The organism is Candidatus Puniceispirillum marinum IMCC1322 (genome assembly GCF_000024465.1).
Taxonomy (GTDB): Bacteria; Pseudomonadota; Alphaproteobacteria; order Puniceispirillales; family Puniceispirillaceae; genus Puniceispirillum; species Puniceispirillum marinum.
Window position 1 is genome coordinate 2040675 of sequence record NC_014010.1, and the last position, 23337, is coordinate 2064011.

The 23337-nt window shown below is 51.6% G+C and carries 24 protein-coding genes; 11 read left to right on the forward strand and 13 right to left on the reverse strand.

Annotation, left to right across the window (positions count from 1 at the left end; genetic code table 11):
• Positions 1-11: 11 nt before the first annotated feature.
• On the reverse strand, positions 12-665 hold the full coding sequence (fsa, locus tag SAR116_RS09455; RefSeq protein ID WP_013046709.1) for a fructose-6-phosphate aldolase: 654 nt from the start codon (positions 663-665) through the stop codon (positions 12-14).
• Positions 666-778: 113 nt separating this feature from the next.
• Here fsa and SAR116_RS09460 point away from each other — a divergent pair, with 113 nt between their 5' ends.
• The 6 genes from SAR116_RS09460 to atpC all read left to right on the forward strand — a co-directional run bounded on the left by SAR116_RS09460 (position 779) and on the right by atpC (position 8179).
• Positions 779-3046, forward strand: coding sequence for a primosomal protein N' (locus tag SAR116_RS09460; protein ID WP_013046710.1), 2268 nt, complete (start codon positions 779-781; stop codon positions 3044-3046).
• A 92-nt stretch (positions 3047-3138) separates the two neighbouring features.
• On the forward strand, positions 3139-3792 hold the full coding sequence (locus tag SAR116_RS09465; RefSeq protein WP_013046711.1) for a F0F1 ATP synthase subunit delta: 654 nt from the start codon (positions 3139-3141) through the stop codon (positions 3790-3792).
• On the forward strand, positions 3792-5327 hold the full coding sequence (atpA, locus tag SAR116_RS09470) for a F0F1 ATP synthase subunit alpha (protein WP_013046712.1): 1536 nt from the start codon (positions 3792-3794) through the stop codon (positions 5325-5327). The genes SAR116_RS09465 and atpA overlap by 1 nt, the downstream gene beginning before the upstream one ends.
• Before the next feature lie 51 nt (positions 5328-5378).
• Positions 5379-6254 carry a F0F1 ATP synthase subunit gamma gene (locus SAR116_RS09475; protein WP_013046713.1) on the forward strand — a complete coding sequence of 292 codons (876 nt, stop codon included), beginning with the start codon at positions 5379-5381 and terminating at the stop codon, positions 6252-6254.
• 105 nt (positions 6255-6359) lie between these two features.
• Positions 6360-7784, forward strand: a complete 1425-nt coding sequence (gene atpD, locus SAR116_RS09480; RefSeq protein ID WP_013046714.1) for a F0F1 ATP synthase subunit beta — start codon at positions 6360-6362, stop codon at positions 7782-7784.
• A 41-nt stretch (positions 7785-7825) separates the two neighbouring features.
• The gene (gene atpC, locus SAR116_RS09485; protein WP_013046715.1) at positions 7826-8179 is read left to right on the forward strand and encodes an ATP synthase F1 subunit epsilon; all 354 of its coding nucleotides are present in this window, start codon (positions 7826-7828) and stop codon (positions 8177-8179) included.
• A gap of 70 nt (positions 8180-8249) precedes the next feature.
• Here the strand turns inward: atpC and SAR116_RS09490 are convergent, their stop codons facing one another.
• From SAR116_RS09490 to SAR116_RS09545, 12 genes are all read right to left on the reverse strand, one after another.
• Entirely contained in the window at positions 8250-8732 is a 483-nt protein-coding gene (locus SAR116_RS09490; protein ID WP_013046716.1) for an RNA pyrophosphohydrolase, read from the reverse strand.
• Positions 8729-10099, reverse strand: coding sequence for a S41 family peptidase (locus SAR116_RS09495; protein WP_013046717.1), 1371 nt, complete (start codon positions 10097-10099; stop codon positions 8729-8731). The genes SAR116_RS09490 and SAR116_RS09495 overlap by 4 nt, the downstream gene beginning before the upstream one ends.
• Before the next feature lie 144 nt (positions 10100-10243).
• Positions 10244-11782, reverse strand: a complete 1539-nt coding sequence (gpmI, locus tag SAR116_RS09500; protein ID WP_013046718.1) for a 2,3-bisphosphoglycerate-independent phosphoglycerate mutase — start codon at positions 11780-11782, stop codon at positions 10244-10246.
• A gap of 64 nt (positions 11783-11846) precedes the next feature.
• On the reverse strand, positions 11847-12305 hold the full coding sequence (locus SAR116_RS09505) for a 23S rRNA (pseudouridine(1915)-N(3))-methyltransferase RlmH (RefSeq protein ID WP_013046719.1): 459 nt from the start codon (positions 12303-12305) through the stop codon (positions 11847-11849).
• Between the two features lie 31 nt (positions 12306-12336).
• Positions 12337-12681, reverse strand: coding sequence for a ribosome silencing factor (gene rsfS / locus SAR116_RS09510; RefSeq protein ID WP_238531142.1), 345 nt, complete (start codon positions 12679-12681; stop codon positions 12337-12339).
• Between the two features lie 135 nt (positions 12682-12816).
• Positions 12817-13482, reverse strand: coding sequence for a nicotinate-nucleotide adenylyltransferase (locus SAR116_RS09515; protein WP_049757518.1), 666 nt, complete (start codon positions 13480-13482; stop codon positions 12817-12819).
• Positions 13463-14743 carry a glutamate-5-semialdehyde dehydrogenase gene (locus SAR116_RS09520; protein ID WP_013046722.1) on the reverse strand — a complete coding sequence of 427 codons (1281 nt, stop codon included), beginning with the start codon at positions 14741-14743 and terminating at the stop codon, positions 13463-13465. The genes SAR116_RS09515 and SAR116_RS09520 overlap by 20 nt, the downstream gene beginning before the upstream one ends.
• Positions 14743-15939: a glutamate 5-kinase gene (proB, locus tag SAR116_RS09525; protein WP_013046723.1), complete on the reverse strand. Its 1197-nt coding sequence runs from the start codon at positions 15937-15939 to the stop codon at positions 14743-14745. Before proB ends, SAR116_RS09520 begins: the two co-directional genes overlap by 1 nt.
• A complete protein-coding gene (gene obgE, locus SAR116_RS09530; RefSeq protein WP_013046724.1) occupies positions 15927-16961 on the reverse strand; it encodes a GTPase ObgE in 1035 nt (344 codons plus the stop codon). The genes proB and obgE overlap by 13 nt, the downstream gene beginning before the upstream one ends.
• A 199-nt stretch (positions 16962-17160) precedes the next feature.
• Positions 17161-17430 carry a 50S ribosomal protein L27 gene (gene rpmA / locus SAR116_RS09535; protein ID WP_013046725.1) on the reverse strand — a complete coding sequence of 90 codons (270 nt, stop codon included), beginning with the start codon at positions 17428-17430 and terminating at the stop codon, positions 17161-17163.
• A gap of 61 nt (positions 17431-17491) precedes the next feature.
• The gene (gene rplU, locus SAR116_RS09540) at positions 17492-18004 is read right to left on the reverse strand and encodes a 50S ribosomal protein L21 (RefSeq protein ID WP_013046726.1); all 513 of its coding nucleotides are present in this window, start codon (positions 18002-18004) and stop codon (positions 17492-17494) included.
• Positions 18005-18346: 342 nt separating this feature from the next.
• Positions 18347-19567 carry a mandelate racemase/muconate lactonizing enzyme family protein gene (locus SAR116_RS09545; RefSeq protein WP_041861381.1) on the reverse strand — a complete coding sequence of 407 codons (1221 nt, stop codon included), beginning with the start codon at positions 19565-19567 and terminating at the stop codon, positions 18347-18349.
• Between the two features lie 141 nt (positions 19568-19708).
• Between SAR116_RS09545 and SAR116_RS09550 the strand changes: the two genes are divergently transcribed.
• The 5 genes from SAR116_RS09550 to SAR116_RS09570 all read left to right on the forward strand — a co-directional run bounded on the left by SAR116_RS09550 (position 19709) and on the right by SAR116_RS09570 (position 23330).
• Positions 19709-20209: a DM13 domain-containing protein gene (locus SAR116_RS09550; RefSeq protein ID WP_013046729.1), complete on the forward strand. Its 501-nt coding sequence runs from the start codon at positions 19709-19711 to the stop codon at positions 20207-20209.
• Positions 20210-20289: 80 nt separating this feature from the next.
• Entirely contained in the window at positions 20290-21246 is a 957-nt protein-coding gene (locus tag SAR116_RS13325) for an HAD-IIA family hydrolase (protein ID WP_013046730.1), read from the forward strand.
• A gap of 51 nt (positions 21247-21297) precedes the next feature.
• Entirely contained in the window at positions 21298-21678 is a 381-nt protein-coding gene (locus tag SAR116_RS09560) for a dihydroneopterin aldolase (protein ID WP_013046731.1), read from the forward strand.
• Positions 21679-21836: 158 nt separating this feature from the next.
• Positions 21837-22559: a class I SAM-dependent methyltransferase gene (locus SAR116_RS09565; RefSeq protein WP_013046732.1), complete on the forward strand. Its 723-nt coding sequence runs from the start codon at positions 21837-21839 to the stop codon at positions 22557-22559.
• A gap of 93 nt (positions 22560-22652) precedes the next feature.
• Positions 22653-23330 carry a chorismate mutase gene (locus tag SAR116_RS09570; protein ID WP_013046733.1) on the forward strand — a complete coding sequence of 226 codons (678 nt, stop codon included), beginning with the start codon at positions 22653-22655 and terminating at the stop codon, positions 23328-23330.
• The last annotated feature ends 7 nt before the right edge of the window (positions 23331-23337 follow it).

Below are 23337 nucleotides of genomic sequence, written 5' to 3' on the forward strand. Positions count from 1 at the left end.
TATACCCATATCTAGAGAATTGACTGACCTGTTCCCGCCCAGTCCGCCATGAACGCATCAAGCCCCTTGTCGGTAAGCGGGTGTTTATATAAAGCCCCCAGAATTTTTGGCGGGATCGTAACGACATCAGCACCCAATAAGGCGGCGTCAACCACATGCTGGGTGCTCCGCACCGAGGCCACAAGCACTTCGGTCTGCATATCGTAATTATTATAGATCGTGCAGATTTCCTCAATCAGCCCCATTCCATCAGCGCCCAGATCGTCAAGCCGTCCAACAAAAGGCGAAATAAAGGCAGCGCCTGCCTTGGCGGCAAGCAATGCCTGTCCGGGTGTGAAGCATAAGGTGACATTGACCTTGGTGCCAGCGTCGGCCAAAGCGCGACAGGTCATCAGGCCCGCTTCGGTAAGCGGTACCTTGACCGCGACATTCTTGGCAATAGCGGCCAGTTTCCGGCCTTCGGCCAGCATCGTGTCATGATCGGTGGCGGCGACTTCGGCGCTTACTGGTCCGTCGGTCATCTCACAGATTTCGGCAATGGTTTCGATGATATTGCGGCCAGATTTGGCAATCAACGACGGGTTGGTTGTGACACCATCAACAAAACCGGTTTTTATATAGGTTGCGATTTCCGCAACATCAGCGCTATCGAGAAAAATTTTCATCTGGTTTACCTTAAATACAATGAAAGCCTATCGCGATTTAGCTCTTGCGATTTGGCTGTTGTGACCGCAGTTTATCCCAAGGAAGGTTGCAAATCTATAACCATGATAAGCCTATGTTGAAAAGCCCCCATAATAGTGCAGACAAGAAGCGCCAGACGACTTGTATTTTGACATCGGAAACGGTGTCGGTTGCTGTTGCGGTGCCTATTGCTGGTGCCTATGACTATCTGCAGTCAAAGGGTACGCTGCAAGCAGCAGTTGCAGGTCAATCAGCGGCTGGAATTAGCCGTGGTACAATTGTGACAGTGCCTTTTGGTGGCCGGCTTGTGACAGGCATTGTCATGGGCGCAGGTGCTGGTGGCGTGGCACCGGAAAAATTGAAAGCCATTCATGCGGTGGCGCCACTTCCGACACTGAATGAGGCGTTTATCAGCTTTATAGAACGGGTTGCGGCGTGGACATTGGCACCTATCGGCGCGGTTGCAAAGATGGTGCTGAGTCAGCCACAAGCCTTACAAAGGCCGCCACAAACCACCCTGTTCACCCCCGCCAAGATCATGCCGGATGGAGTCCGTATCACCCCAGCGCGCCAGCAGGTGCTTGATGTGCTTGGCGATGCCGGGGCGATGACTGCTGCCGAACTGGCGCGCATCGCCAATGTAGGTAGCGGCGTGATCAGCGCGATGGCCAAAGCGGATATGCTGACTGCTATGCAGGTTTCGGCTGATCGCCCGCCACCGCCGCCGCAGACAGATCGCCCTAGTCTGACATTAACCGGTGAACAGCAAGCCGCCGCCGATATCATGGTGGCGGCCTGTGGCACGGGGTTTCACCCGTTTCTGCTTGATGGGGTCACTGGATCTGGCAAAACAGAAGTCTATTTCGAAGCGGTTAAAGCGGTACTTGATGCGGGCAAGCAGGTTCTCATTCTATTGCCGGAAATTGCCTTATCAAGCGGCTGGCGCTCACGGTTTGCGCGCCGGTTTGGCGTGGCGCCAGTCGAATGGCATTCGGATATTGGTAATAGCCAGAAACGCAAGGCATGGCGCTATGTGTTATCGGGCGAGGCGAAGCTGGTTGTTGGCGCGCGTTCGGCGCTGTTTCTGCCATTTTCCAATCTGGGCCTGATTATCGTCGATGAAGAACATGAACATGCCTATAAACAGGAAGATCAGACAATCTATCAGGCACGCGATATGGCTGTGGTGCGTGCGCATATTCAAAAATGCCCGATTATTCTGGCTTCGGCGACACCATCGCTGGAAAGTTGGGTGAATGCTGGCAAAACAGGTGAAACGCCGCGTTATCAGCATATTGGCTTGCCCAACCGGATCAAGGGAGCCGCCCTGCCAGCGATGAGCGCGATTGATTTACGCCAGACGCCGCCTGAGCGTGGTCGCTGGCTGGCACCACCGCTGGTCGAGGCGATTGCCACACGATTGGCGGCAGGCGAACAATCATTGCTGTTTTTGAACCGGCGTGGCTATGCCCCGCTAACCTTATGTGGCAGCTGCGGGCATAAATTAGTTTGTCCGAATTGTGATAGCTGGATGGTCGCGCATAAACTATCAGGCCAACTTCGGTGTCATCATTGTGGGCATCAGACCCGGCCAAGCAATCACTGTTCAGCCTGTGGTCAGGACGATACGATGCAGGCGTGCGGCCCCGGTGTCGAACGGCTTGCCGAGGAGGTGTTATGGCGGTTTCCCGATGCCCGTTTTGCCGTGCTATCAAGTGATACGGTCGGCACACCAAAGGCCGCGGACGCGTTTATCCAGTCGGTTATTGAGGGGGATGTCGATATTATCATTGGCACGCAAATGGTTGCCAAAGGGCATCATTTCCCCAATTTGACGCTGGTTGGTGTTGTTGATGCCGATCTGGGTCTGGCTGGCGGTGATCTGCGCGCTGCCGAACGAACGTTCCAGATGTTATCACAAGTGGCAGGCCGTGCTGGCCGCGAATCGCGCCCTGGCGAAGCAATGCTGCAGACGCTCGATCCCGAAAATCAGGTGCTTACCTGTTTGCTTGAGGGCAAGCGCGATGCGTTTCTGGCAATGGAGGCGCATGCGCGATCTTTGGCTGGCATGCCACCTTTCGGGCAGCTAGCGGCGCTGATTCTGTCGTCACATGATGAAAAACGGCTTCATGCGACGTTACGTCGCCTCGATCAGTCCAGACCGCATTTTACCGGTGTTGATATTTTTGGCCCGGCCATTGCCCCCATAGGGTTCCTGAAAGGGCGGCATCGGGGGCGGTTATTGATCCGCACCGATAGATCGGTTGATATTCAAGGAATTCTTCGCGATTGGCTGGCTGATTTTAAGCCAGATTCGGGAGTAAAACTGCACATTGATATTGATCCCTATAATTTTCTGTAAATGCGTTTTTGAAGCGATCGCGGTTTCTGGCCATGTGGTTTCTGTTTTGACGCATTTTTAGGCCGTTGAATGCTTGCGTTTCGGCTAGGGCTATGATAGCACCCAAGGCGTCGTCAAAAGTTGGTCGGGATGCCCCAACCGGCTGTAGGCACCAAAAGTTGTTCGTATCTTATCAGGATGAGGGTAAGTCTTTGAGTTTAGGCGCAACAGGTCTTGCAGGTCGTTACGCTGGTGCGCTTTATGCACTGGCAGATGATACCGGTAATTTAAATGAAATCGTGGCTGATCTAAATGATCTGGCCAAGCTTGTCGTTGAAAATGACGACATGAAAACGCTTATTTCATCGCCTGCCATTACCCGCAGTGAACAGCTGGCTGCTATCACCGCGGTTATGGAAAAGGCAGGTGCCAATGCGCTGACTATCAAATTCCTAAGTACGCTTGCCGAAAATGGCCGTCTCTATGTGCTTCCTGTAATTATTAGTGTGTTCCTTGATGAACATGCACGCCGCCAAGGTCAAATCTCGGCGGAGGTCGTTTCGGCTGTTGAACTTGATGCAAAGCGTAAGGCGAGTGTCGAAAAAGCAGTTGCCAGCCTGGCTGGTAGCGACAAATTATCGCTTTCAATGCGTGTTGATCCGTCCCTTATCGGGGGATTGGTTGTGCGGATTGGGTCTCAAATGATTGATACGTCAATCAAAACAAAACTTAGCAGGCTAGAAACAGCCATGAAGGGTGTAGCGTGATGGATATTCGTGCGGCTGAAATTTCAGCGATCCTCAAAGATCAAATTGCCAATTTCGGAAGTGAAGCCGAAGTTGCCGAAGTCGGCCGTGTGCTGTCAGTCGGAGACGGTATTGCCCGTGCGCATGGACTTGATGAGGTTCAGGCCGGTGAGATGGTCGAATTCGAAAGTGGTGTTAAAGGTATGGCACTTAACCTCGAATCGGACAATGTTGGTATTGTTATCTTTGGTGAGGACCGTTCCATTCGTGAAGGCGACGTCGTGCGCCGAACAGCGTCGATTGTAGATACGCCAACCGGACACGGTTTGCTTGGTCGTGTTGTCGATGCCCTTGGTAATCCGATTGATGGCAAAGGCCCATTGAAAGATGTCAAGCGTAGCCGCGTTGAGGTAAAAGCCCCCGGCATTATGCCGCGCCAGTCTGTGCATGAGCCTATGCAAACCGGTCTGAAAGCGATCGATAGCCTGATTCCTGTTGGTCGTGGCCAGCGCGAGCTGATTATTGGTGACCGTCAGACAGGTAAAACCGCAATCGCGATTGACGCCTTCATCAATCAGAAGTCAGTCAATGAAGCGGCTGGCAAAGATGACTCGAAGAAGCTGTTCTGTATCTATGTTGCTGTTGGCCAGAAGCGCTCAACCGTTGCGCAGATCGTGCGTTCGCTCGAAGAGCAAGGTGCGTTGGACTATACAATCGTTGTGGCTGCTACCGCGTCGGATCCGGCACCAATGCAGTTCCTTGCGCCTTATACAGCTTGTGCCATGGGTGAATATTTCCGTGATAACGGCATGCATGCCCTGGTTGTTTATGACGATTTGTCAAAGCAGGCGGTTGCCTATCGCCAGATGAGTTTGTTGCTTCGTCGCCCACCAGGACGTGAAGCCTATCCGGGTGACGTTTTCTATCTGCACTCACGTTTGCTTGAGCGTTCAGCCAAGCTGAATGAAAAGAACGGTTCAGGTTCACTGACAGCTTTGCCGGTCATTGAAACCCAGGCTGGTGACGTGTCTGCCTATATCCCTACCAATGTGATTTCGATCACGGATGGTCAGATTTTCCTTGAGACTGAATTGTTCTATAAGGGTATTCGTCCGGCTGTGAACGTTGGCCTGTCAGTTAGTCGTGTGGGTTCTGCCGCGCAGATCAAGGCGATGAAGCAGGTTGCCGGTTCGATCAAGCTTGAATTGGCGCAGTATCGTGAAATGGCCGCTTTTGCGCAGTTTGCTTCGGATATGGACGCTTCAACACGCGCTTTGCTTGCGCGTGGTGCCCGTCTGACCGAGCTTTTGAAGCAACCGCAATATAGCCCAATGCAGATTGAAGAACAGGTTGCTGTTATCTTTGCCGGTGTGAAAGGTTATCTGGATTCAATCGAGGTTTCTGATATCGGCCGCTTTGAAGCAGGTCTGCTTGACCATCTTCGCAGCACCGCATCAGATGTATTGAAAACCATTCAGCAAGAGCAAAAGCTATCTGACGACACCGAAGCCAAATTGGCGGCGGCAATCGAAGCCTTTCAGAAAAGCTTTTCATAAGCGTCGAACCTGAGACCCGAACGTAATACCCGTTGAGGGGGAGTTTAGCCGATGGCATCATTACAGGATCTGAAGACGCGAATCAAAAGTGTCAAGTCCACGCAAAAAATCACTGCCGCCATGAAAATGGTGGCGGCGGCGAAATTACGTCGGGCACAGGAATCTGCCGAAGCTGGACGTCCCTATGCGACACGTATGGGGCAGGTGATATCAAGTCTGGCGGCAAAAGCGAATAAGGAATCTGCGCCCGAATTGCTGGTTGGCAATGGAAAAGATCAGGTTCATCTGTTGGTTGTGATGTCTGCTGACCGTGGTCTTTGTGGCGGTTTTAATGGTTCGATCACACGGGCAACGCGTAATGAAGTCGCCCGACTTCGCAGTGAAAACAAGACCGTCAAATTATTTATGGTCGGCCGTAAATCTGCCGATGCTTTGCGTCGTGAACTTGGTGACATCTATATGGCGTCACTTGAAGGCATTCAGGGCACATCAGTGTCCTATGGTGACGCTGATTCAATCGGCCAGACCATCCGTGACGGATTTGAAGCTGGTGAATTTGACGTTTGTTCGATCATCTATAACAAGTTCAAAAGCGTGATCGCCCAAGAAGTTACGCATACACAGCTTATTCCAGCGCAGATCGACATGACCGAAGAAAGTGACACGCTGAGTGTCAGCTATGAATATGAGCCGGAAGAAGAAGAGCTTCTGAATGCGTTGCTTCCGCGTGGTATCTCTACGCAAATCTACAGCTCGTTGCTTGAATCATCAGCGTCCGAACTGGCCGCACGTATGACGGCAATGGATAACGCAACACGTAATGCTGGCGATCTGATTGACCGGCTTACATTGATTTATAACCGCACACGACAGGCGACGATCACCAAAGAACTGATCGAGATCATCTCGGGTGCTGAAGCTGTTTAAGCAGCTTTGTGAATATAGTGTGAAGACGCGTAACATATTTTGATTAGGAACAACCCGGTCGGGTAATGATGCCCAGATACGGATTTAGCCCGGAGTAACATAACCATGGCAACAAAATCAGTTGGTAAAGTCAGTCAGGTAATCGGCGCGGTCGTCGATGTGGTATTTGATGGTAGTCTGCCCGCAATCCAGAACGCGCTTGAGGTCGATAATAACGGCCAGCGCCTTGTTCTTGAGGTCGCACAGCATCTTGGCGAATCATCAGTCAGAACCATCGCGATGGACGCGACCGAAGGTTTGGTTCGTGGGGCCGCGGCAACCGATACAGGTGCCCCGATCACAGTGCCAGTTGGTCCGGAAACATTGGGACGTATTCTGAATGTTATTGGTGAGCCAGTTGACGAAGGCAAACCAGTTAAAGCAAAAAAATATTATCCAATTCACCGCGCTGCGCCGGATTATGTTGACCAGTCAACCGAAGCCGAAATTCTGGTTACCGGCATCAAGGTTGTTGATCTGCTCGCGCCTTATGCAAAGGGTGGTAAAATTGGTCTGTTCGGTGGTGCCGGTGTTGGTAAAACCGTCCTGATTATGGAATTGATCAATAACGTTGCGAAAGCACATGGCGGTTATTCAGTGTTTGCCGGTGTTGGCGAGCGCACACGTGAAGGAAATGACCTGTATCACGAGATGGTGGAATCAGGTGTTATCATGCCAGATGGCGAAGGCTCTAAAGCGGCGCTTGTTTATGGTCAAATGAATGAACCTCCAGGGGCGCGTTCTCGTGTGGCGCTGACAGGCCTGACATTGGCCGAATATTTCCGTGATGAAGAAGGCCAAGACGTGCTGTTCTTCGTTGATAATATTTTCCGTTTTACCCAGGCTGGTTCGGAGGTGTCTGCGCTACTTGGACGTATCCCATCGGCGGTGGGTTATCAGCCAACTTTGGCAACCGATATGGGAGCTTTGCAGGAGCGGATCACTACCACAAATAAAGGGTCGATCACTTCGGTTCAGGCGATTTATGTCCCTGCTGATGACCTGACTGACCCGGCACCTGCGGCGTCGTTCGCGCACCTTGATGCGACAACGGTTCTGTCACGTCAGATTGCCGAGCTTGGTATTTACCCTGCGGTTGACCCGCTTGATTCATCATCACGTATGCTGGATCCGCGGATTGTGGGTGATCATCACTATAGCATTGCCCGCCAGGTGCAAGAGGTGCTGCAGCAGTATAAGTCGCTACAGGACATCATCGCTATTCTGGGTATGGATGAATTGTCAGAAGAAGATAAGCTAACAGTTTATCGTGCGCGTAAAATCCAGCGCTTTCTGTCACAGCCATTCCACGTTGCCGAAGTCTTTACGGGTGCGCCAGGTAAATTGGTTAGCCTTGAAGATACGATCAGTGGCTTTGAAGGTATCATCAATGGTGATTACGATCATCTGCCAGAAGCTGCTTTCTATCTGGTTGGCACCATCGAAGAAGCCATCGAAAAAGGCAAGAAGCTGGCACAGGAAGCTGCCTAAATCAGGCATCATTTTGACCCTGTCATAAAGGAAACAGCGTTATGGCTGAGACAACACATCTAGAGCTGGTCACACCGGCGAAAATCATGGTGCAGATGGCAGCCGAAATGGTTGTTGCACCTGGATCAGAAGGCCTGTTTGGTGCCATGCCACGGCATGCACCAATGCTGGCCAATCTTGATCGAGGTGTTGTTGAAGTGCATGAAGGTGGCAAAATCATCAATCGCTATATGATTGATGGCGGCCTTGCTGATGTGTCTGGCGAAAGCGTGACGATTCTGGCCGAACGTGCCGAGGATCTTGATACTGCTGATGCAGCAAGGCTCAAGGAACGCGCCGCAAGCGCGCCTGAAGCAGAAGCTGATTTCCTGAATGCGGTGATTGCCGCGCTGTAAAGCTGTGGATACTGACGATTCAAAAAGGGCGCTATTGAGCGCCCTTTTGTGCATATAGTGCCAAACCAGATTAGGTCAGATCACCAAATTCAACCAAGATGCGTTCATATACCCCGCGTTTGAAGGGGACAGCCAGATCGATCAGTTCGGCCGCAGGCAGCCACCGCCATTCGCAGAATTCGGGTTCGGCTGTGGCAATATTGATATCAGCGTCACTGCCAGTAAAGCGCATCGCCATCCATTTCTGTTTCTGCCCTTTATATTTGCCTTGCCATAGGCGGTTCGCCAGTGGCAACGGAATATCATAATTCAGCCATTCGCTATGTTCTTTGATAAGTTCAGCGTCATTGGTACCGATCTCTTCACACATTTCACGCATGCAGGCGGCAATCGGTGTTTCGCCCGGGTCAATGCCGCCTTGGGGCATTTGCCAGGCTTCAGCACGGCTGTCAATGCGGCGTCCAGCAAAAACCTGACCATGTGGGTTAAGCAGGAAGATACCCACGCAGGGGCGATAAGGACGGTCATCATAGGCAGTTGTGATCTGGCTCATGAATTTGGCCTTAATACCGAGAAGGCGGATACACCCCGAATCAGATCAAGTGCACGGGCAAGCTGATAGTCGATTTCGTCCTGTTTGAACTTTTGCTCTGGCTGTGAGTCGGATGCGTCGGCTTCGTCATCTTCCTTACTATCTAACGCGCCTTTGAGATTTTCCTCGCGGGTGATGCCGCCTTCAAGCGTTTCAATCCGTGCCATGAGCACCTCGATATCAGGTTCGATGCCCTTGGCCTGAATCGAAATACCCGACGGTGTGTAATAGCGTGCTGTGGTCAGGCGCATGGCAGCGGTATTCGATACCGGAATTACCGATTGCACCGAGCCTTTACCAAATGAACGGGTGCCAAGAAGCAAGGCACGTTTGTGATCCTTTAGCGCGCCAGCAACAATCTCGGATGCCGAAGCCGATCCCGAATTAATGAGCACAACCATTGGCAGACCACGGGCGATATCACCTGAGGTGGCATAAACGCGGTTGCCCTTTTCGGGATCGCGGCCCCGTGTTGACACGATTTCCCCTTTTTCCAGAAAGGCATCGCTGACTGAAATAGCCTGATCCAGCAAACCACCAGGATTATTCCGAAGATCCAGAATCACACCTTTGAGGTTCCCGTCTTGCTGTTTGAACATATCATCAATGGCATCAATCAGGCCGGGGGTTGTCTGTTCGGAAAATGTGGTCAGGCGTACATAACCTATGCCATCAAAGATTTCATAACGCACCGATTTGATTTTGATTGAATCACGGATTAGCGACACATCGAACGGCTCGTCCTGAGCGCGTTGAACCTTGACTGTTACTTTAGACCCGATTTTGCCACGTAGCCGATCCACCGCATCGGATAGCGACATGCCAATAATCGATTCATCATCAACAGCAATGATATAATCTTCTGGCTGGATGCCCGCTTTGGCCGCAGGGGTGTCATCAATTGGTGACACGACTTTAACCATGCCGTTTTCCATAGTGATTTCGATGCCAAGGCCACCAAAACGGCCTTGCGTCTGCACCTTCATGGCGTTGAAATTATCAGCGTTCAGATAGGAAGAATGTGGGTCTAATGAGGTCAGCATGCCTTTGATAGCCGCTTCGATTAGATCGGTATCGTCCACCTCATCAACATAGCTCTCGCGCACGCGCTGGAAAATATCACCAAAAAGGCCAAGTTGTTGATAAACAGAATCATTCTTGTCAGCCCGCGCGGCGCTGAGCAGAGATACACCAAGGCCACCCGCGGCCATGACACCACAGATAAGCAGAATATACAGAAATCGGTGCTTTTTCTGGGTGCCAAAATTAGCGCGGCCAAAACTTGATCGTCCAGATCCTGCAGAATCAGAAAATAAAGGTCTTTGCATTATGCAAGCACTCCTAACCTATCGGTAAACAGCTCATTGGCCATAATGGCTGTATTTGTTATGCGTATATCGTGCCAGTCTGGCTCAGGCTATGCAAGCACAGCCACCTTTTAACGCATGCAATTATTTAGTAACAGAATAATATTAAGGTCGAAGCAAGGAATTCCCCGTCATCGCAGACGGCTGGGTAATACCCAGCATGGCCAGCAGACTAGGTGCCAGGTCTGCCAGCCGCCCATCTACCAGATTGGTGTCACTATCGCCATTTACAAGGATCAGCGGCACAAGATTCGTTGTGTGTGCTGTATGTGGTGAATTGGCTTCATCATCCCACATGATTTCACAATTGCCATGATCGGCGGTGACCAGCATTTGACCATGTTGTGCCCTAACCGCCTCGGCAAGTTTGCCTACACATTCATCGACGGTTTCAACCGCCTGAATGGCAGCGGCAAGATCACCTGTATGGCCAACCATATCCGGATTGGCAAAGTTGATGATAAGCAGATCATGCGCCTGTGTGCTCAAACTGTTCAAAGCTGTTTGCAGAACGCCTTCGGCGCTCATCTCAGGCTGCATATCATAGGTTGGAACGCTGGGTGATTGCACCATCTGGCGGTCTTCTTGCGGCAGGATGGTTTCTTTACCGCCATTAAAGAAAAAGGTCACATGCGGATATTTTTCAGTTTCGGCAAGGCGAAGCTGGCGCAAGCCAGCGGCGGCTACAACGGTGCCAAGCGTATCGTTAAGTTCGGTTGCCGGAAATAATGTGTCTACAAATTCATCAAGAGGTTCGGAATAGGATGACATGCCAATGGCCGATGCGATCATCGGAGGTCTGGCCGGAAAGTTGACAGTATCCGGTCTGAAAAAGGCATCAAGGATTTGGCGCGCACGATCAGTACGAAAATTCATCATGACAATGCCGTCACCATCATTCATGCCCGCATAGTCATCAATAACCGTCGCCGCAATAAATTCATCACTTTCGCCGCGATCATAGGCCTGTCTGATGGCGGCCATACTATCTGACGCCGGCGCATCGGCGCTCTGGCCATGGATTATGGCATTGAAAGCGGCCTCGGTGCGAGACCAGCGGTGATCGCGATCCATCGCATAATACCGGCCTATGACACTGGCCATGGTGACAGTGTCGGGCAGTTGTTCAAGAAAGGCCGGCATCGTATTGATCGCGGCCTTTGGTAGCACATCACGTCCATCGGTAAAGGCATGAACCGCGACTTTGACGCCGCGTGCGGCTAAGGCGTGGATAACGCACAGCGTATGGTCTTCATGCGCATGCACCCCGCCATCCGAAAGTAGCCCCATGATATGCGCGGTGCCGTCGGTTGCAATCAGCTGGTCGGCCAGTGCCATTAATTTGGGGTGGACGGCGAGTGATCCATCGGCTACGGCCGCACTGATACGGGGTAGGGTTTGCATGACAACACGCCCCGCACCAATATTCATATGCCCAACTTCCGAATTGCCAACCTGCCCATCGGGTAAGCCAACATCTATGCCCGAAGCTGCCACAAAGCTGTGTGGGCATGTGGACATAAGCTGATCAAAGACAGGAGTTTCGGCAAGCGCGACCGCATTATGCGATGGCTCAGGCCGATGCCCCCATCCATCCATGATGCATAGAACAACAGGGCTGTTATTTCCGTGATTTTCAGTCATAGAATTTTATAATCCTCTGATTGACTAAAGTATAGGCAGAAGCCATCAAATCTATGTGATCACCTCAACTTGGACGGTGATAAGGATGTCCACTCAAAATAGCTGTGGCGCGGTATAATTGTTCAGCAACCATCGCCCGAAACAGCATATGTGGCCAGATCGCTCGCCCAAAAGACAATGTTTTGTCAGCACGGGCCAATACAGCCGCACCATGGCCATCGGCACCACCAATGGCAAAACAGGCGCGTGAACGCCCTTCATCCTGCCAAAGTGATAAAAGATTCGCCAGTTCTTCGGATGAACAGTCGCGTCCCTTCGGATCAAAGGCCACAAGCGCCGCATCGGATGGTACATGTTTTAAAATACGGGCAGCTTCATCATCGCAACGCGCGGTGCCAGCTGGTAATTTTGAGTCGATCTCGCTGAGCTCGCCGCCAGCTGGTAGTCGGGCTAGCCATGCGCTGGTCAATGTGGCTTCTGGTGAAGTCCGGCCTTTGCCAACGGCAATAATATGCAACCGCATGATATATCCTGATCCTGATCAAGCAGGTGGGTTAGGCGTCGGCAGTTATGCGGACAATTTCTTCAACCCCGCCATCAGCCCACATACGCTCGATACCATAGAATTCGCGCACTTCGGGTCGGAACAGATGCACGATGACGTCATTGGCATCAAGCAAAACCCAGTCCGCCTGACGCATACCTTCAAGGCCGATGATATCAACATAGTTCTGTTTCAGTTTAAACTGCAGATGCTCAGCCATTGCCGCAACCTGTCGCGATGATGATCCGCTGGCCACGACCATGAAATCTGCCATGGCAGATTTACCTGCCAACGGGATGGTCTGAATATCAATAGCTTTGTCGTCGTTGAGGGAATCGGTAATGAGATTTAACACCTGATCGGCGTCTAATGAATGTTGCGCTTTAGAAATAGTATCTCTCCGTTATGACGTGCAAATTATATTATCTGGAATCCAGAGATTCATTATCCTCAGATATCATTGTACTACGTGGTTGATATTTGATCTAGTTTAATTAATGGCTAGCCGCCCAATGGGTATAGGCGCGATGACGGCACGCAGAGCCGTTGCCGAAGCCTTGTGCCGCTTACCTGCAATAAAGCACCAGCTAGCCCTGGCAAGGCGGCGTTGCGCCAATAGACCTGCCATGCGCGCTGGTTGTAGCCGTTGGGCTGGCAATTTGCGTCCAGCACTGATCGCCTGATAGGAAAAGCCCGGGCGGTCAATCACGGCCATGGGCATGAGTCTGCTGATCTCGCGGTAACGATACCAGGCGCTGAATTGTACCATATTATCGGCACCCATGATCCAAATAAACTGCGCATGTGGACAGGTTTGTTTTAACCATTTCAATGTATTATACGTAAGATGATCTGGCCGTTGTTCTTCTGGACTCAACACTTTGATCTGTGGATGATGTGCGGTGACTGTGCGGGCAAAATCACGCCTATGCGCCAGTGTCATCATCACATGACGATCTTTAAGTGGGTTTTGCGGTGTCACCAGCCACCATATCTGATCAAGACCAAGCGTGCGCAAGGCCAGCATGCTCATATGCAGATGGCCAGCATGCGCCGGATTGAATGAGCCGCCTAAAAGCCCTATTTTCAACCGTGTTTTGCTGTGAAAAATGGCCGGTAAGGGTGCTTTTGGAACTTCACGGACGTGTGTTGCCATGACCACGTACAATATATTTAAAGCTGGTAAGTTGCGCCGCGCCAACTGGGCCTCGTGCATGAAGACGCCCCGTGGCAATGCCAATTTCGGCACCCATGCCGAACTCACCACCATCGGCAAATTGGGTTGACGCATTCACCATCACGATCGCGCTATCGACACGCGCAAGAAAATGCTCGGCAGTGTCTGCATTTCCGGTGACAATGCTTTCGGTATGACCAGACCCATAGGTGCCAATATGAGCAATCGCGTCATCAACCGAATCGACAATTTTGACCGACAGGATGCTGTCCAGATATTCGGTGCGCCAGTCGGCTTCGGTGGCTTTGGTCATAGTGTCAACCAGATCACAAGATAATGCGTCACCGCGTAAGGCGCATCCGGCGTCGGTTAAGGCCGTGGCTATGCTGGGTAACATGCGGGTCGCAACATCACGGTGGATGAGCAGGGTTTCTGCCGCCCCGCATATGCCTGTTCGCCGCATTTTGGCATTGACGATGATCTGCTGTGCCATATCAAAATCAGCGTCAGCATCGACATAGACATGGCATATGCCTTCAAGATGCGCAAAGACGGGAACGCGCGCTTCGGATTGCACGCGCTCGACAAGCGAACGTCCCCCGCGTGGAATAATGACATCTATTTCACCTGCCGCGGCCAGCATCGCACCCACAATCGCACGATCAGCAGACGGTATCATCTGTACATTTGCGGCTGGCAGACCGGCACTTTCCAGCCCTTGAACCATCAGGCCAGCCAGCATGCTAGAGGTGAAATAGCTATCCGAACCACCCCGCAAAATGGCTGCATTGCCTGAAATCAGGCATAAAGCAGCAGCATCGACGGTTACATTAGGCCGTGATTCATAGATGATGCCGATAATGCCAAGTGGTGTAGCGACGCGTGCAATATCAAGCCCGTTTGGCTGTTGCCAGCGCGCCAGTTCACGCCCGATTGGATCATCAAGCGCGGCAATGGATTCGAGCCCGGCGGCCATCGCCTCGACGCGTTCGGCATTCATCGTCAACCGGTCGATAAAGGCAGCACTTATACTGTTTTCAGATGCCTTTTCAACATCTTTGCTGTTGGTTGTGATGATCGCGTCAGCATGTGCGCGGATCAATTCGGCGCTTTTCAGCAAGGCCGAACGGCGCGCATCATACGGGCTTTGGCCAAGCGTTTTTTGGGCGCGCCGAGCCGCTGTTACCAAGTCAGAGACAAGGGCTTTCGGGCTATCAAAATTATGCGACTGTTCGGTCATTATCGCATCTCCTCATCAGATGCTACGCCATTGTCGTTCATCACGATATTGTCAGCATGAATCAATTCATCACGACCACGATAGCCGAGAAGGGCTTCGATTTCACTGCTTTTATGCCCCTTGATACGGTCGGCATCATTGGCCGAATATGCCGAAAGCCCATGTCCGATGACAATACCATCACGGCTTTCAACAGCGATCAGATCACCGCGTTCAAAATTACCACCAATCGTGGTAACACCAGCAGGCAATAGTGAACGTCCCTGCCGCAAAGCTGTTATCGCGCCATCATCAATGACGAGCTTGCCTTTTGGTGACAAGGCACCCGCTATCCATTTTTTGCGTGCGGTTGGTGGTGATGCTTCGGCGGTAAAGATCGTATTGCGGGCGCCCGCGTCGATCGCGGTCAATGGGCGTGGATCGCGGCCATTACAAATAATCATGCTGCATCCGGCAGATGTGGCGATTCGCGCCGCTTCAAGCTTTGTGACCATGCCGCCAGACGCATAGCTGGCATTTGCGGTGCCAGCCATGTTCATGATATCAGGCGTGATGCTAGAGACCATGGCAATATGTTCTGCATTTTTGTCGTCATGTGGATTGACTGTATAAAGTCCATCAACATCGGACAACAGAACCAGCATATCGGCACCAAGCATCGCCGCGACGCGCGCGGCAAGACGGTCATTATCACCAAAGCGAATTTCAGCTGTGGCAACCGTATCATTTTCATTTACTACAGGTACAGCACCTAGCGACAGAAGCGCGGTTATCGTTGCACGGGCATTCAGATGTCGGCGACGAGTTTCGGTATCATCGGGGGACAGCAGAATTTGTGCTGTTTGGATATTATGGGTAGCAAGCGCCGTCATCCACGCATGTGCCAGCGTCACCTGACCAGCGGCGGCGGCGGCCTGTTTTTCCTCTAGCTGAAGCGTTTTCTGGCTAATGCCCAGATTTAGGCTACCAAGCGCAATAGCGCCGCTTGAGACAACGATAACTGAGGCGCCAGATGATTTTAGCGCGGCAATATCTTCGGAAATACCAGCCAGCCATGTCTGATTGATGGCGTTATTCTTATCATCGACAAGCAAGGCAGACCCCACCTTGATGACAACAATTCTGGCAGCTTTTAAGGCATCGATCGCCGTTTGCATATCATCAGATGCCATCGTGCCATTTTCTAGGGCGACCATGGCTCTACCTCTTGAGGTTTATTTTCTTCAAATGTGGCCTCTTCGATAATGCCAATAAGCGCGCGTAACACAGAGGTAACGCCTTCGCCGCTCACCGATGATAAAGGCAGGACGGTGCCAGCACCTTCGGCGCGCAAGGCGTCAGCTAGGTCTTCGGCATAATCTGGTGGTGTCGCATCAAGTTTGGTCAGTCCGACAATCTCGGGCTTATCATTCAGGCCGCCACCATATTCTTTGAGTTCGCGGCGAAGAATTTTCCAAGCTTCGATAGGGTCATCAGCTGTGGCATCAACCAGATGCAACAGAACGCGACATCTTTCAACATGCCCTAAAAAGCGGTGACCAAGGCCAGCACCTTCATGCGCGCCTTCGATAAGACCGGGAATATCAGCCATGACAAATTCTTTGGCATCGACAGCCACAACACCCAGATTAGGATGTAATGTGGTGAAAGGATAATCAGCGATTTTGGGCTTGGCGGCAGATACAGCTGCCAGAAATGTCGATTTACCAGCATTCGGCAAGCCAAGCAAACCAGCATCAGCAATAAGTTTCAGGCGAAGCCAGACCCACATTTCCTGACCAGGTTCGCCAGGCTGGGATTTCCGCGGTGCCCGATTGGTCGAGGATTTGAAAAAGGCGTTGCCTTTGCCGCCTGACCCACCTGTGGCAAGCACGATTTCCTGACCTTCTTCGGTCAGATCGGCAAGCACCGTCTGTTGATCGTCAGACAGAATCTGGGTGCCAACAGGCAAACGCATGATCACCGAATCACCGGAGGCACCGCTGCGATCACGGCCAGCACCCGGACGACCGGATTCAGCTTTGAAATGCTGTTGATAGCGATAATCGATAAGCGTATTCAGCCCGTTTACGGCGCGCGCAATAATATCGCCGCCCCGGCCACCATTGCCGCCATCGGGCCCGCCAAAAGGCACATGCGCCTCACGCCGGAAACTGACTGACCCGGGGCCGCCATGACCGGAACGCGCATAGATTTTTGCTTGATCCAGAAACTTCATCTGTCTAACCCGGGTTTCATCATTCACCTATCACCACAATTTATGACATTATCACCATATCTGTGGACTGTTTTGCGCTTTCATCCTGAAATGTATCAAAAGACAACAGGCTTAAAAAGCAACAGGGGAATAACTGATCCGTCATCCCCCTGCTAAATTTTGTGGCTGCCCATAGGCCAGCCTGTATCTGCTGGCTAGGCTATTCGGCAGCCTCAGCCATCGGCATGATATTCACAAACATCTTGCCACCAGATTTTTCCTTGAAAGCAACTTTACCGTCAGTCAGGGCGAACAAAGTATGGTCTTTACCCATACCAACATTTTCCCCAGCATTCACCTTGGTGCCACGCTGGCGTACGATGATGTTACCAGCCAGAACTGACTCGCCACCAAATTTCTTTACACCCAATCTGCGGCCAGCGGAGTCACGACCGTTTCTGGAACTACCACCTGCTTTTTTATGTGCCATCTTATTAACCCTTATCTGCCATGCGATGAAAACCGCATCTATATATTGGTTGGTTTAAACGTTATTTCTTTTTAGCCGCTGCCTTTTTCGGTGCTGCTTTCTTTGGTGCGGCGGCCGATGCCTTTTTTGCGGCTGCCTTTTTCGGGGCCGCCTTCTTTGGTGCGGCTTCAGCCTTTGGTGCAGCCTCAGCTTTAGGCGCGGCAGCTTTCTTTGGCGCAGCAGCCTTTTTCGCCGCCACTTTTGGTGCGGCCAGCTTTTTCGCATCTTCGGCAATATCGTTGATTTTTAGCAAGGTCAGATCTTGACGGTGACCTTGGGTGCGACGATGATTCTTACGACGCTTGCGGCGGAAAATAATGATCTTAGGGCCACGGGTCTGGCGCATCACTGTTGCGCTTACACCGGCACCTTCAACGTTTGGCGTACCAACTGTCACTTTATCACCATCACCAAGCATGATGATGTTGTCCAGAACGACCTGATCACCTTCTTCGGCGGCAATGCGCTCAACAAGAATGGTGTCATCTTTTGCAACGCGGTACTGCTTGCCGCCTGTCTTCACCAATGCATACATGGCGATAATCCTTATCTATCTTCATCTATCTTCATTATCGGTCACAGCTTACAATGCCGAAGGTACCAAATCGAAGAAACCTAAAAAGTGTCATTGTTTTGCCGGATGTTTCACCCAGCACAATCAGACACGCTAGCGTACAATGCTGTTGGCTGTGATTTACGACCCGATCCCATTGCGTCGCGGAATATAGCCCGTCCCCCCCGAATGTCAAGCCTGCATTGGCATTCGGCGTGATAGAATATGGCAAAGTCAGCCGCGGCAGAGAATTAAACCGATCTTAATCGCATCGATTTACGTACCGAATCGCCATTTGCACTATTTTACCCCTGTTTTGGTGCCTTATCCACCCGGAAATAGCCGGTCACGCGCCGGATCATAGGGATTGGCACCCATTTCGAGATGCAGAGCATCACCTTCATAGGGGTGGGCGCGCACCACATCCTCATTCAGTTCAACACCAAGGCCGGGGGTTTTGGGCGGAATCACATAGCCATCGTCCCATTGAAGGGGGGTTTTTAGCAGATCAGCATGAAAGCCATCCATTTTCTTGATTGATTCCAGAATCAGGAAATTTGGTGAGCAGGTGGCCAGCTGGATATTGGCGGCCGCAACAACAGGCCCGCAATATAGATGGGGCGCAATCTGGACGTAATGTGTTTCGGCCATGGCGGCTATTTTCTTGGCTTCAAGAATACCGCCAACGCGTCCTAGATTAGGTTGCAGAATGGCCGCCGCGCCGCTTTGCAGAACCCGGGCAAATTCAAATTTACTGCATAGGCGTTCCCCCGTAGCAATGGGTACCGAGGTGCCAGTGGCTACCTTTGCCATTTCTTCTGGCATATCCGGCGGGGTTGGTTCTTCGAACCATAAAGGGTCATAGGGCTCAAGTTTTTTGGCAAGACGGATGGCGCCAGCGGCGGTAAATTGGCCATGCGTGCCAAACAGCATATCGGCTTTATTGCCAATCGCATCACGAATCAGACGGCAGAAAGTTGCACTACGTTCCAGCGCATCCAGATCAGGCATGCGCCCGTCAAACGCCGTATATTGACCTGCCGGATCAAATTTCACCGCGGTGAAACCGTCTTTAACGGCTAGTGCCGCCGATTCGGCGCTGGCGATTGGATCTTGATAAAAATGCGCCGGATCCTGTCCTGTGGCCGGGTAAAGATAGGTGTAGCTGCGCAATCGTTCATTAACCATGCCGCCAAGCAGGTCATAAACCGGTTTATCGACCGCTTTGCCGATGATATCCCAACAGGCCATTTCCAGCCCGCTGACCACGCCTTGCATCGAAATATCCGGACGATGGGTAAAGCCCGACCCATGCGCCCGGCGCCAGAAACGTTCTATCTGAAACGGATCATTGCCATCCAGATAACGGGCGAAGACATCTTTGGCCATCGTACAGATAATCTCGGGGGCAAAACTGGCGGCATAAATCTCACCAACACCTTTGATCCCGCATGACGTTTCAAGCGATACAAAAATAAAATAACGCCCGCCAATAGATGGCGGCGGTGTGCCCACTATAAAGGTTTCGAGGGATGCAAGTTTCAACATCATCTCCCTTGGAATTGGGCGGGGTAACCTATGCCCAAATACTACTGTCAAACATCTTTAAAGCATGTGACGCCAGCTATGCTGACGCAAGTATGAATTTGGGTATGATAGAAGAAATAGCCATAAAGGAGCAAAATCATGTTTACGACGTTATTGAATATAGCACGGCGGCATATCATCTGGTTTGGCGCTTTTAAATTCGTGGCAGGTCTTGCGGTCGGATTTATGCTGGGGATTTATTTTCTGCCAATTCTGACCGCCGAGCAGGGGCTTGATGAACAAAGTCTGGCGGCGCGCCAGAACAGCGCCGAGCGCGTGGGTGTTTTCAGACGTGATCTGGCTGGGTCGGATGGGTTTCATTGGGGCGAAGGCCAGATCATGGTCAATGATACACATATCTGGCTTGATGGTGAGATCGCGCCCGGGCCCGATTACCGTTTGTATCTGACTCCGTCCTTTGTCGAAACCAAAGCGGATTTTCTGGCCATTAAAGATCAATCGGTGATGGTTAGCCCGATCAAGGCATATAAGAATTTCAGCGTTGATATTCCGGCTGGAATTACAGCTAGGTCTTATCCGGCAGTGCTGATATGGTGCGAGGCATTCGGCGCGTTTATCACCGCCGCCCAACTAGAATAGATGCGCCTTGCATGGATAGGATAGGTCCGGACAGCGGGGCATATGGTGGTGGTGGCTTTATGCAATAGGAAGTTAGATCCGTGTTACCATCACTTGCATCGCTTACATTACCGGCGTCAAACGCTATATCGCTGGATGCGGCTTTGGCTATTTACGAAGCGTTACGACCCATCATGCCCAAGGCGGCACCCGGAGCCCGGCGTATGGCGGATCGGCTGAGCGATATTCTGCCGCAATTCGACGCCTTGATTCTTGATGGTTTTGGGGTGATCAATGTGGGTGCTGATCCGGTCGATGGAATTCATGAATTTCTGGATCTGGCGGCTTCACATAATGTCACAATCATGGTGTTGACGAATGGCGCGACCTTGGAAACCGAGATGACAGCGCAGAAATATGCCAATTGGAATTTGCCGATTCGCCCGCATCATGTTGTGTCCAGTCGTAATGCCTTTATCCGTGATTTTCTGGAACCCGGCGGGTTTGGTCAGGTTGGCATCCTAAGCAAGCAGGCCAGTGCGCCGCCGCTTGCGGGGATGCTGTCACTTGCCGATTATGATGTGGGGGATGATGATTTCTGGGTGCAGGCCGATCATTTTGCCTTTCTTAGCGCCATGGACTGGCAAGAGGATGATCAGGCGCGGCTTGAAGCGGCTTTGCAAAAACGGCCCCGGCCTGTGCATATCGCCAATCCCGATGTGACATCGCCGCAATCGACATTTTATGCGCCGGAACCTGGCTATTGGGCAGCGCGGCTGATGCAGACATGCGATGTGCCTGTGCATTGGTATGGCAAGCCGCATCAGCCTGCTTATAATCTGGCCTTTGATGCGTTACGTATAGTCGCTGGTGGTGACATCCCACGGCATAAGGTTGGCATGGTTGGCGACAGTCTGCATACGGATATTCTGGGTGCCAGTGCGGCAGGTATGCAATCGATTTTGCTAACCAGCTATGGGCTATTCCGCGAAGGCGGGGCTTTGCAGGCGATTGAGAGAACCGGTATTTGCCCAGACTGGATAGTTGATAAGTTATGATCCACCATGATAGTCGAACAGACATGACAGCCACATAGACAGGTGATGACCATGAGCACAGTTAATACGTTACCGATTACGGATCGCCGGTTTCTTCTGCAAGGCCTCGACGTGATGGTGCGAATCGGGATTTATGATGCCGAAAGGCTGGCTCCGCAGCGTGTCATAATCGATGTTGAGCTGGTTCTTGATGCTGATTCTGCACCACAGGCCGATGATGTTAATGAAACGCTGAATTATGACCTGATCCGTAATACGGTGATGGACATTGTGAGCCGACAGCATTTTGATTTGCAGGAAACATTGGCGCGGGCGCTGTTTGATGATCTGGCATTGCTACCTGATGTGACTGGATTACGCGTGCGCACTGCCAAGCCCGATGCCTATGATGATTGCGAGACCATCGCCTATCAATTGTCCAGCTTTGACTGATCTGGTCTAGCCCAGACCAGCCATTTTTGGTTATTCTCTATCCATGCTTTGAGATGGCTTTGCTATCTATGTGGCTGGGATATGTCTTTGGGGCACTTTGCGTGGGCTGAAACATATAGAGATGAAACCGAATAGACCAATGTGAATCGGGAACAATCATGTATCGCGATACTGTCCAGATACAGTCATTTTATGACACCCCGCTAGGTGTCACCGTTACCCGTTTGCTTGATCCCTATATACGGCCATTCTGGGATAATCGTGCCGATGCCTATAACGCGGTTTTTGGCTATGGGCCGCCATTTCTGAACATGATTGACGACGCGGCAAAAGCCAAGGCGATTGCCCTGATGCCGGCTCGACATGGCGCGGTGATCTGGCCACAGACAGGCCAGGTGCGAACAATCCTTGGCAACGGGCATAATCTGCCCTTGCCGGATGTGCAGCTTGACCGGTTGATGCTGACACATGCTCTGGAATTCGATGATGATCCCGCGTGGCTTCTTGATGAATGCTGGCGGGTTCTCGATGGCGCTGGCAAGCTTCTGGTTATGGTGCCGAACCGGCGCGGTATCTGGACGCATCGTGAAACAACACCGCTAGGTCATGGTCGCCCCTTTTCACGTCGGCAGTTGGAAACAGCGCTGACGCAACATGGTTTTGAAGTGAATCATGTGCATCGTGTGGTTTTCATTCCGCCCATGCAACGCGGTCCACTTTTGCGCTTTGCCAGCACATGCGAACAATTTGGTCAGCGCTGCTGGCCAGCATTAGGAGCGATATTGCTTATCGAGGCCACGAAAATGCTCTATGCACCTGCTGGAAATACACGTAAAGTCGCTTCCGGAAAATCATCTGTCTTGCAGGTTCTGTCACCCTAGCCATACAGTGATGGTTGATGATCTAAATCCGGGGGTTAGCCCCTTTGTCGCATATGTATGGACAGTCAAATCTGGCCATTGGGAATGATGTTTATGACTGATAATCTTGACGATCTGCGCCATGAGATTGATACAGTGGACAACCGTATTCTTGAACTTATTGCGGCACGGATGGATTTATCCGACCGGGTGACTGCCGCAAAAGCAGGCAAAGCCGCTTTTCGTCCCGGACGTGAGGCGGCATTGATGCGGCGTCTTGCCAGCCAGCAGCCTGATATGTCTGGCGTGATTCTGCTTGGCATCTGGCGACAAATTCTGACCGCCAGCCTTAGCCGGCAAGATACAGACCTGCATTTTATAGTGCATACCGATGTCGCGCCAACAGCCGCCTGGCATATGGGCAGTGCCTTACAGGCAAGCTATGCGGATTCGATTGCTGATATTGCCGCACAATTTGCCGTTAAAAAGGCTCGTGGTGATATTCCCTATGCGCTGGTGCCAGCCGATAATACGCCTGCATTGGCAGCCTGGCTTTATAAAGATGACGCGGCCTATGTTATTGCCCGTACTCCGCTATTCGATATGGGAGCTGTGCCGCCAGCCTATATTATTGGCCCTGCTTTGCCCGATGCGTCAGGTGATGACATAACCCTGATAGGCGTGCTAAACCCCGACACTGGACATATGATCAAAAGCGAAGCTGGATATCATCCAGATGGCGTTGCAGATCATGCTGACGATGCGCGCATTCTGGGTATCTATGCACGATGAAAACAGA

Excerpts from the sequence above, each read along its gene's own strand:
- fsa (WP_013046709.1), bottom strand. The coding sequence starts at position 665 with ATGAAAATTTTTCTCGATAGCGCTGATGTTGCGGAAATCGCAACCTAT.
- SAR116_RS09460 (WP_013046710.1), top strand. The coding sequence starts at position 779 with ATGTTGAAAAGCCCCCATAATAGTGCAGACAAGAAGCGCCAGACGACT.
- SAR116_RS09465 (WP_013046711.1), top strand. The coding sequence starts at position 3,139 with ATGATAGCACCCAAGGCGTCGTCAAAAGTTGGTCGGGATGCCCCAACC.
- atpA (WP_013046712.1), top strand. The coding sequence starts at position 3,792 with ATGGATATTCGTGCGGCTGAAATTTCAGCGATCCTCAAAGATCAAATT.
- SAR116_RS09475 (WP_013046713.1), top strand. The coding sequence starts at position 5,379 with ATGGCATCATTACAGGATCTGAAGACGCGAATCAAAAGTGTCAAGTCC.
- atpD (WP_013046714.1), top strand. The coding sequence starts at position 6,360 with ATGGCAACAAAATCAGTTGGTAAAGTCAGTCAGGTAATCGGCGCGGTC.
- atpC (WP_013046715.1), top strand. The coding sequence starts at position 7,826 with ATGGCTGAGACAACACATCTAGAGCTGGTCACACCGGCGAAAATCATG.
- SAR116_RS09490 (WP_013046716.1), bottom strand. The coding sequence starts at position 8,732 with ATGAGCCAGATCACAACTGCCTATGATGACCGTCCTTATCGCCCCTGC.
- SAR116_RS09495 (WP_013046717.1), bottom strand. The coding sequence starts at position 10,099 with ATGCAAAGACCTTTATTTTCTGATTCTGCAGGATCTGGACGATCAAGT.
- gpmI (WP_013046718.1), bottom strand. The coding sequence starts at position 11,782 with ATGACTGAAAATCACGGAAATAACAGCCCTGTTGTTCTATGCATCATG.
- SAR116_RS09505 (WP_013046719.1), bottom strand. The coding sequence starts at position 12,305 with ATGCGGTTGCATATTATTGCCGTTGGCAAAGGCCGGACTTCACCAGAA.
- SAR116_RS09515 (WP_049757518.1), bottom strand. The coding sequence starts at position 13,482 with ATGGCAACACACGTCCGTGAAGTTCCAAAAGCACCCTTACCGGCCATT.
- SAR116_RS09520 (WP_013046722.1), bottom strand. The coding sequence starts at position 14,743 with ATGACCGAACAGTCGCATAATTTTGATAGCCCGAAAGCCCTTGTCTCT.
- proB (WP_013046723.1), bottom strand. The coding sequence starts at position 15,939 with ATGGTCGCCCTAGAAAATGGCACGATGGCATCTGATGATATGCAAACG.
- obgE (WP_013046724.1), bottom strand. The coding sequence starts at position 16,961 with ATGAAGTTTCTGGATCAAGCAAAAATCTATGCGCGTTCCGGTCATGGC.
- rpmA (WP_013046725.1), bottom strand. The coding sequence starts at position 17,430 with ATGGCACATAAAAAAGCAGGTGGTAGTTCCAGAAACGGTCGTGACTCC.
- rplU (WP_013046726.1), bottom strand. The coding sequence starts at position 18,004 with ATGTATGCATTGGTGAAGACAGGCGGCAAGCAGTACCGCGTTGCAAAA.
- SAR116_RS09550 (WP_013046729.1), top strand. The coding sequence starts at position 19,709 with ATGTTTACGACGTTATTGAATATAGCACGGCGGCATATCATCTGGTTT.
- SAR116_RS09560 (WP_013046731.1), top strand. The coding sequence starts at position 21,298 with ATGAGCACAGTTAATACGTTACCGATTACGGATCGCCGGTTTCTTCTG.
- SAR116_RS09565 (WP_013046732.1), top strand. The coding sequence starts at position 21,837 with ATGTATCGCGATACTGTCCAGATACAGTCATTTTATGACACCCCGCTA.
- SAR116_RS09570 (WP_013046733.1), top strand. The coding sequence starts at position 22,653 with ATGACTGATAATCTTGACGATCTGCGCCATGAGATTGATACAGTGGAC.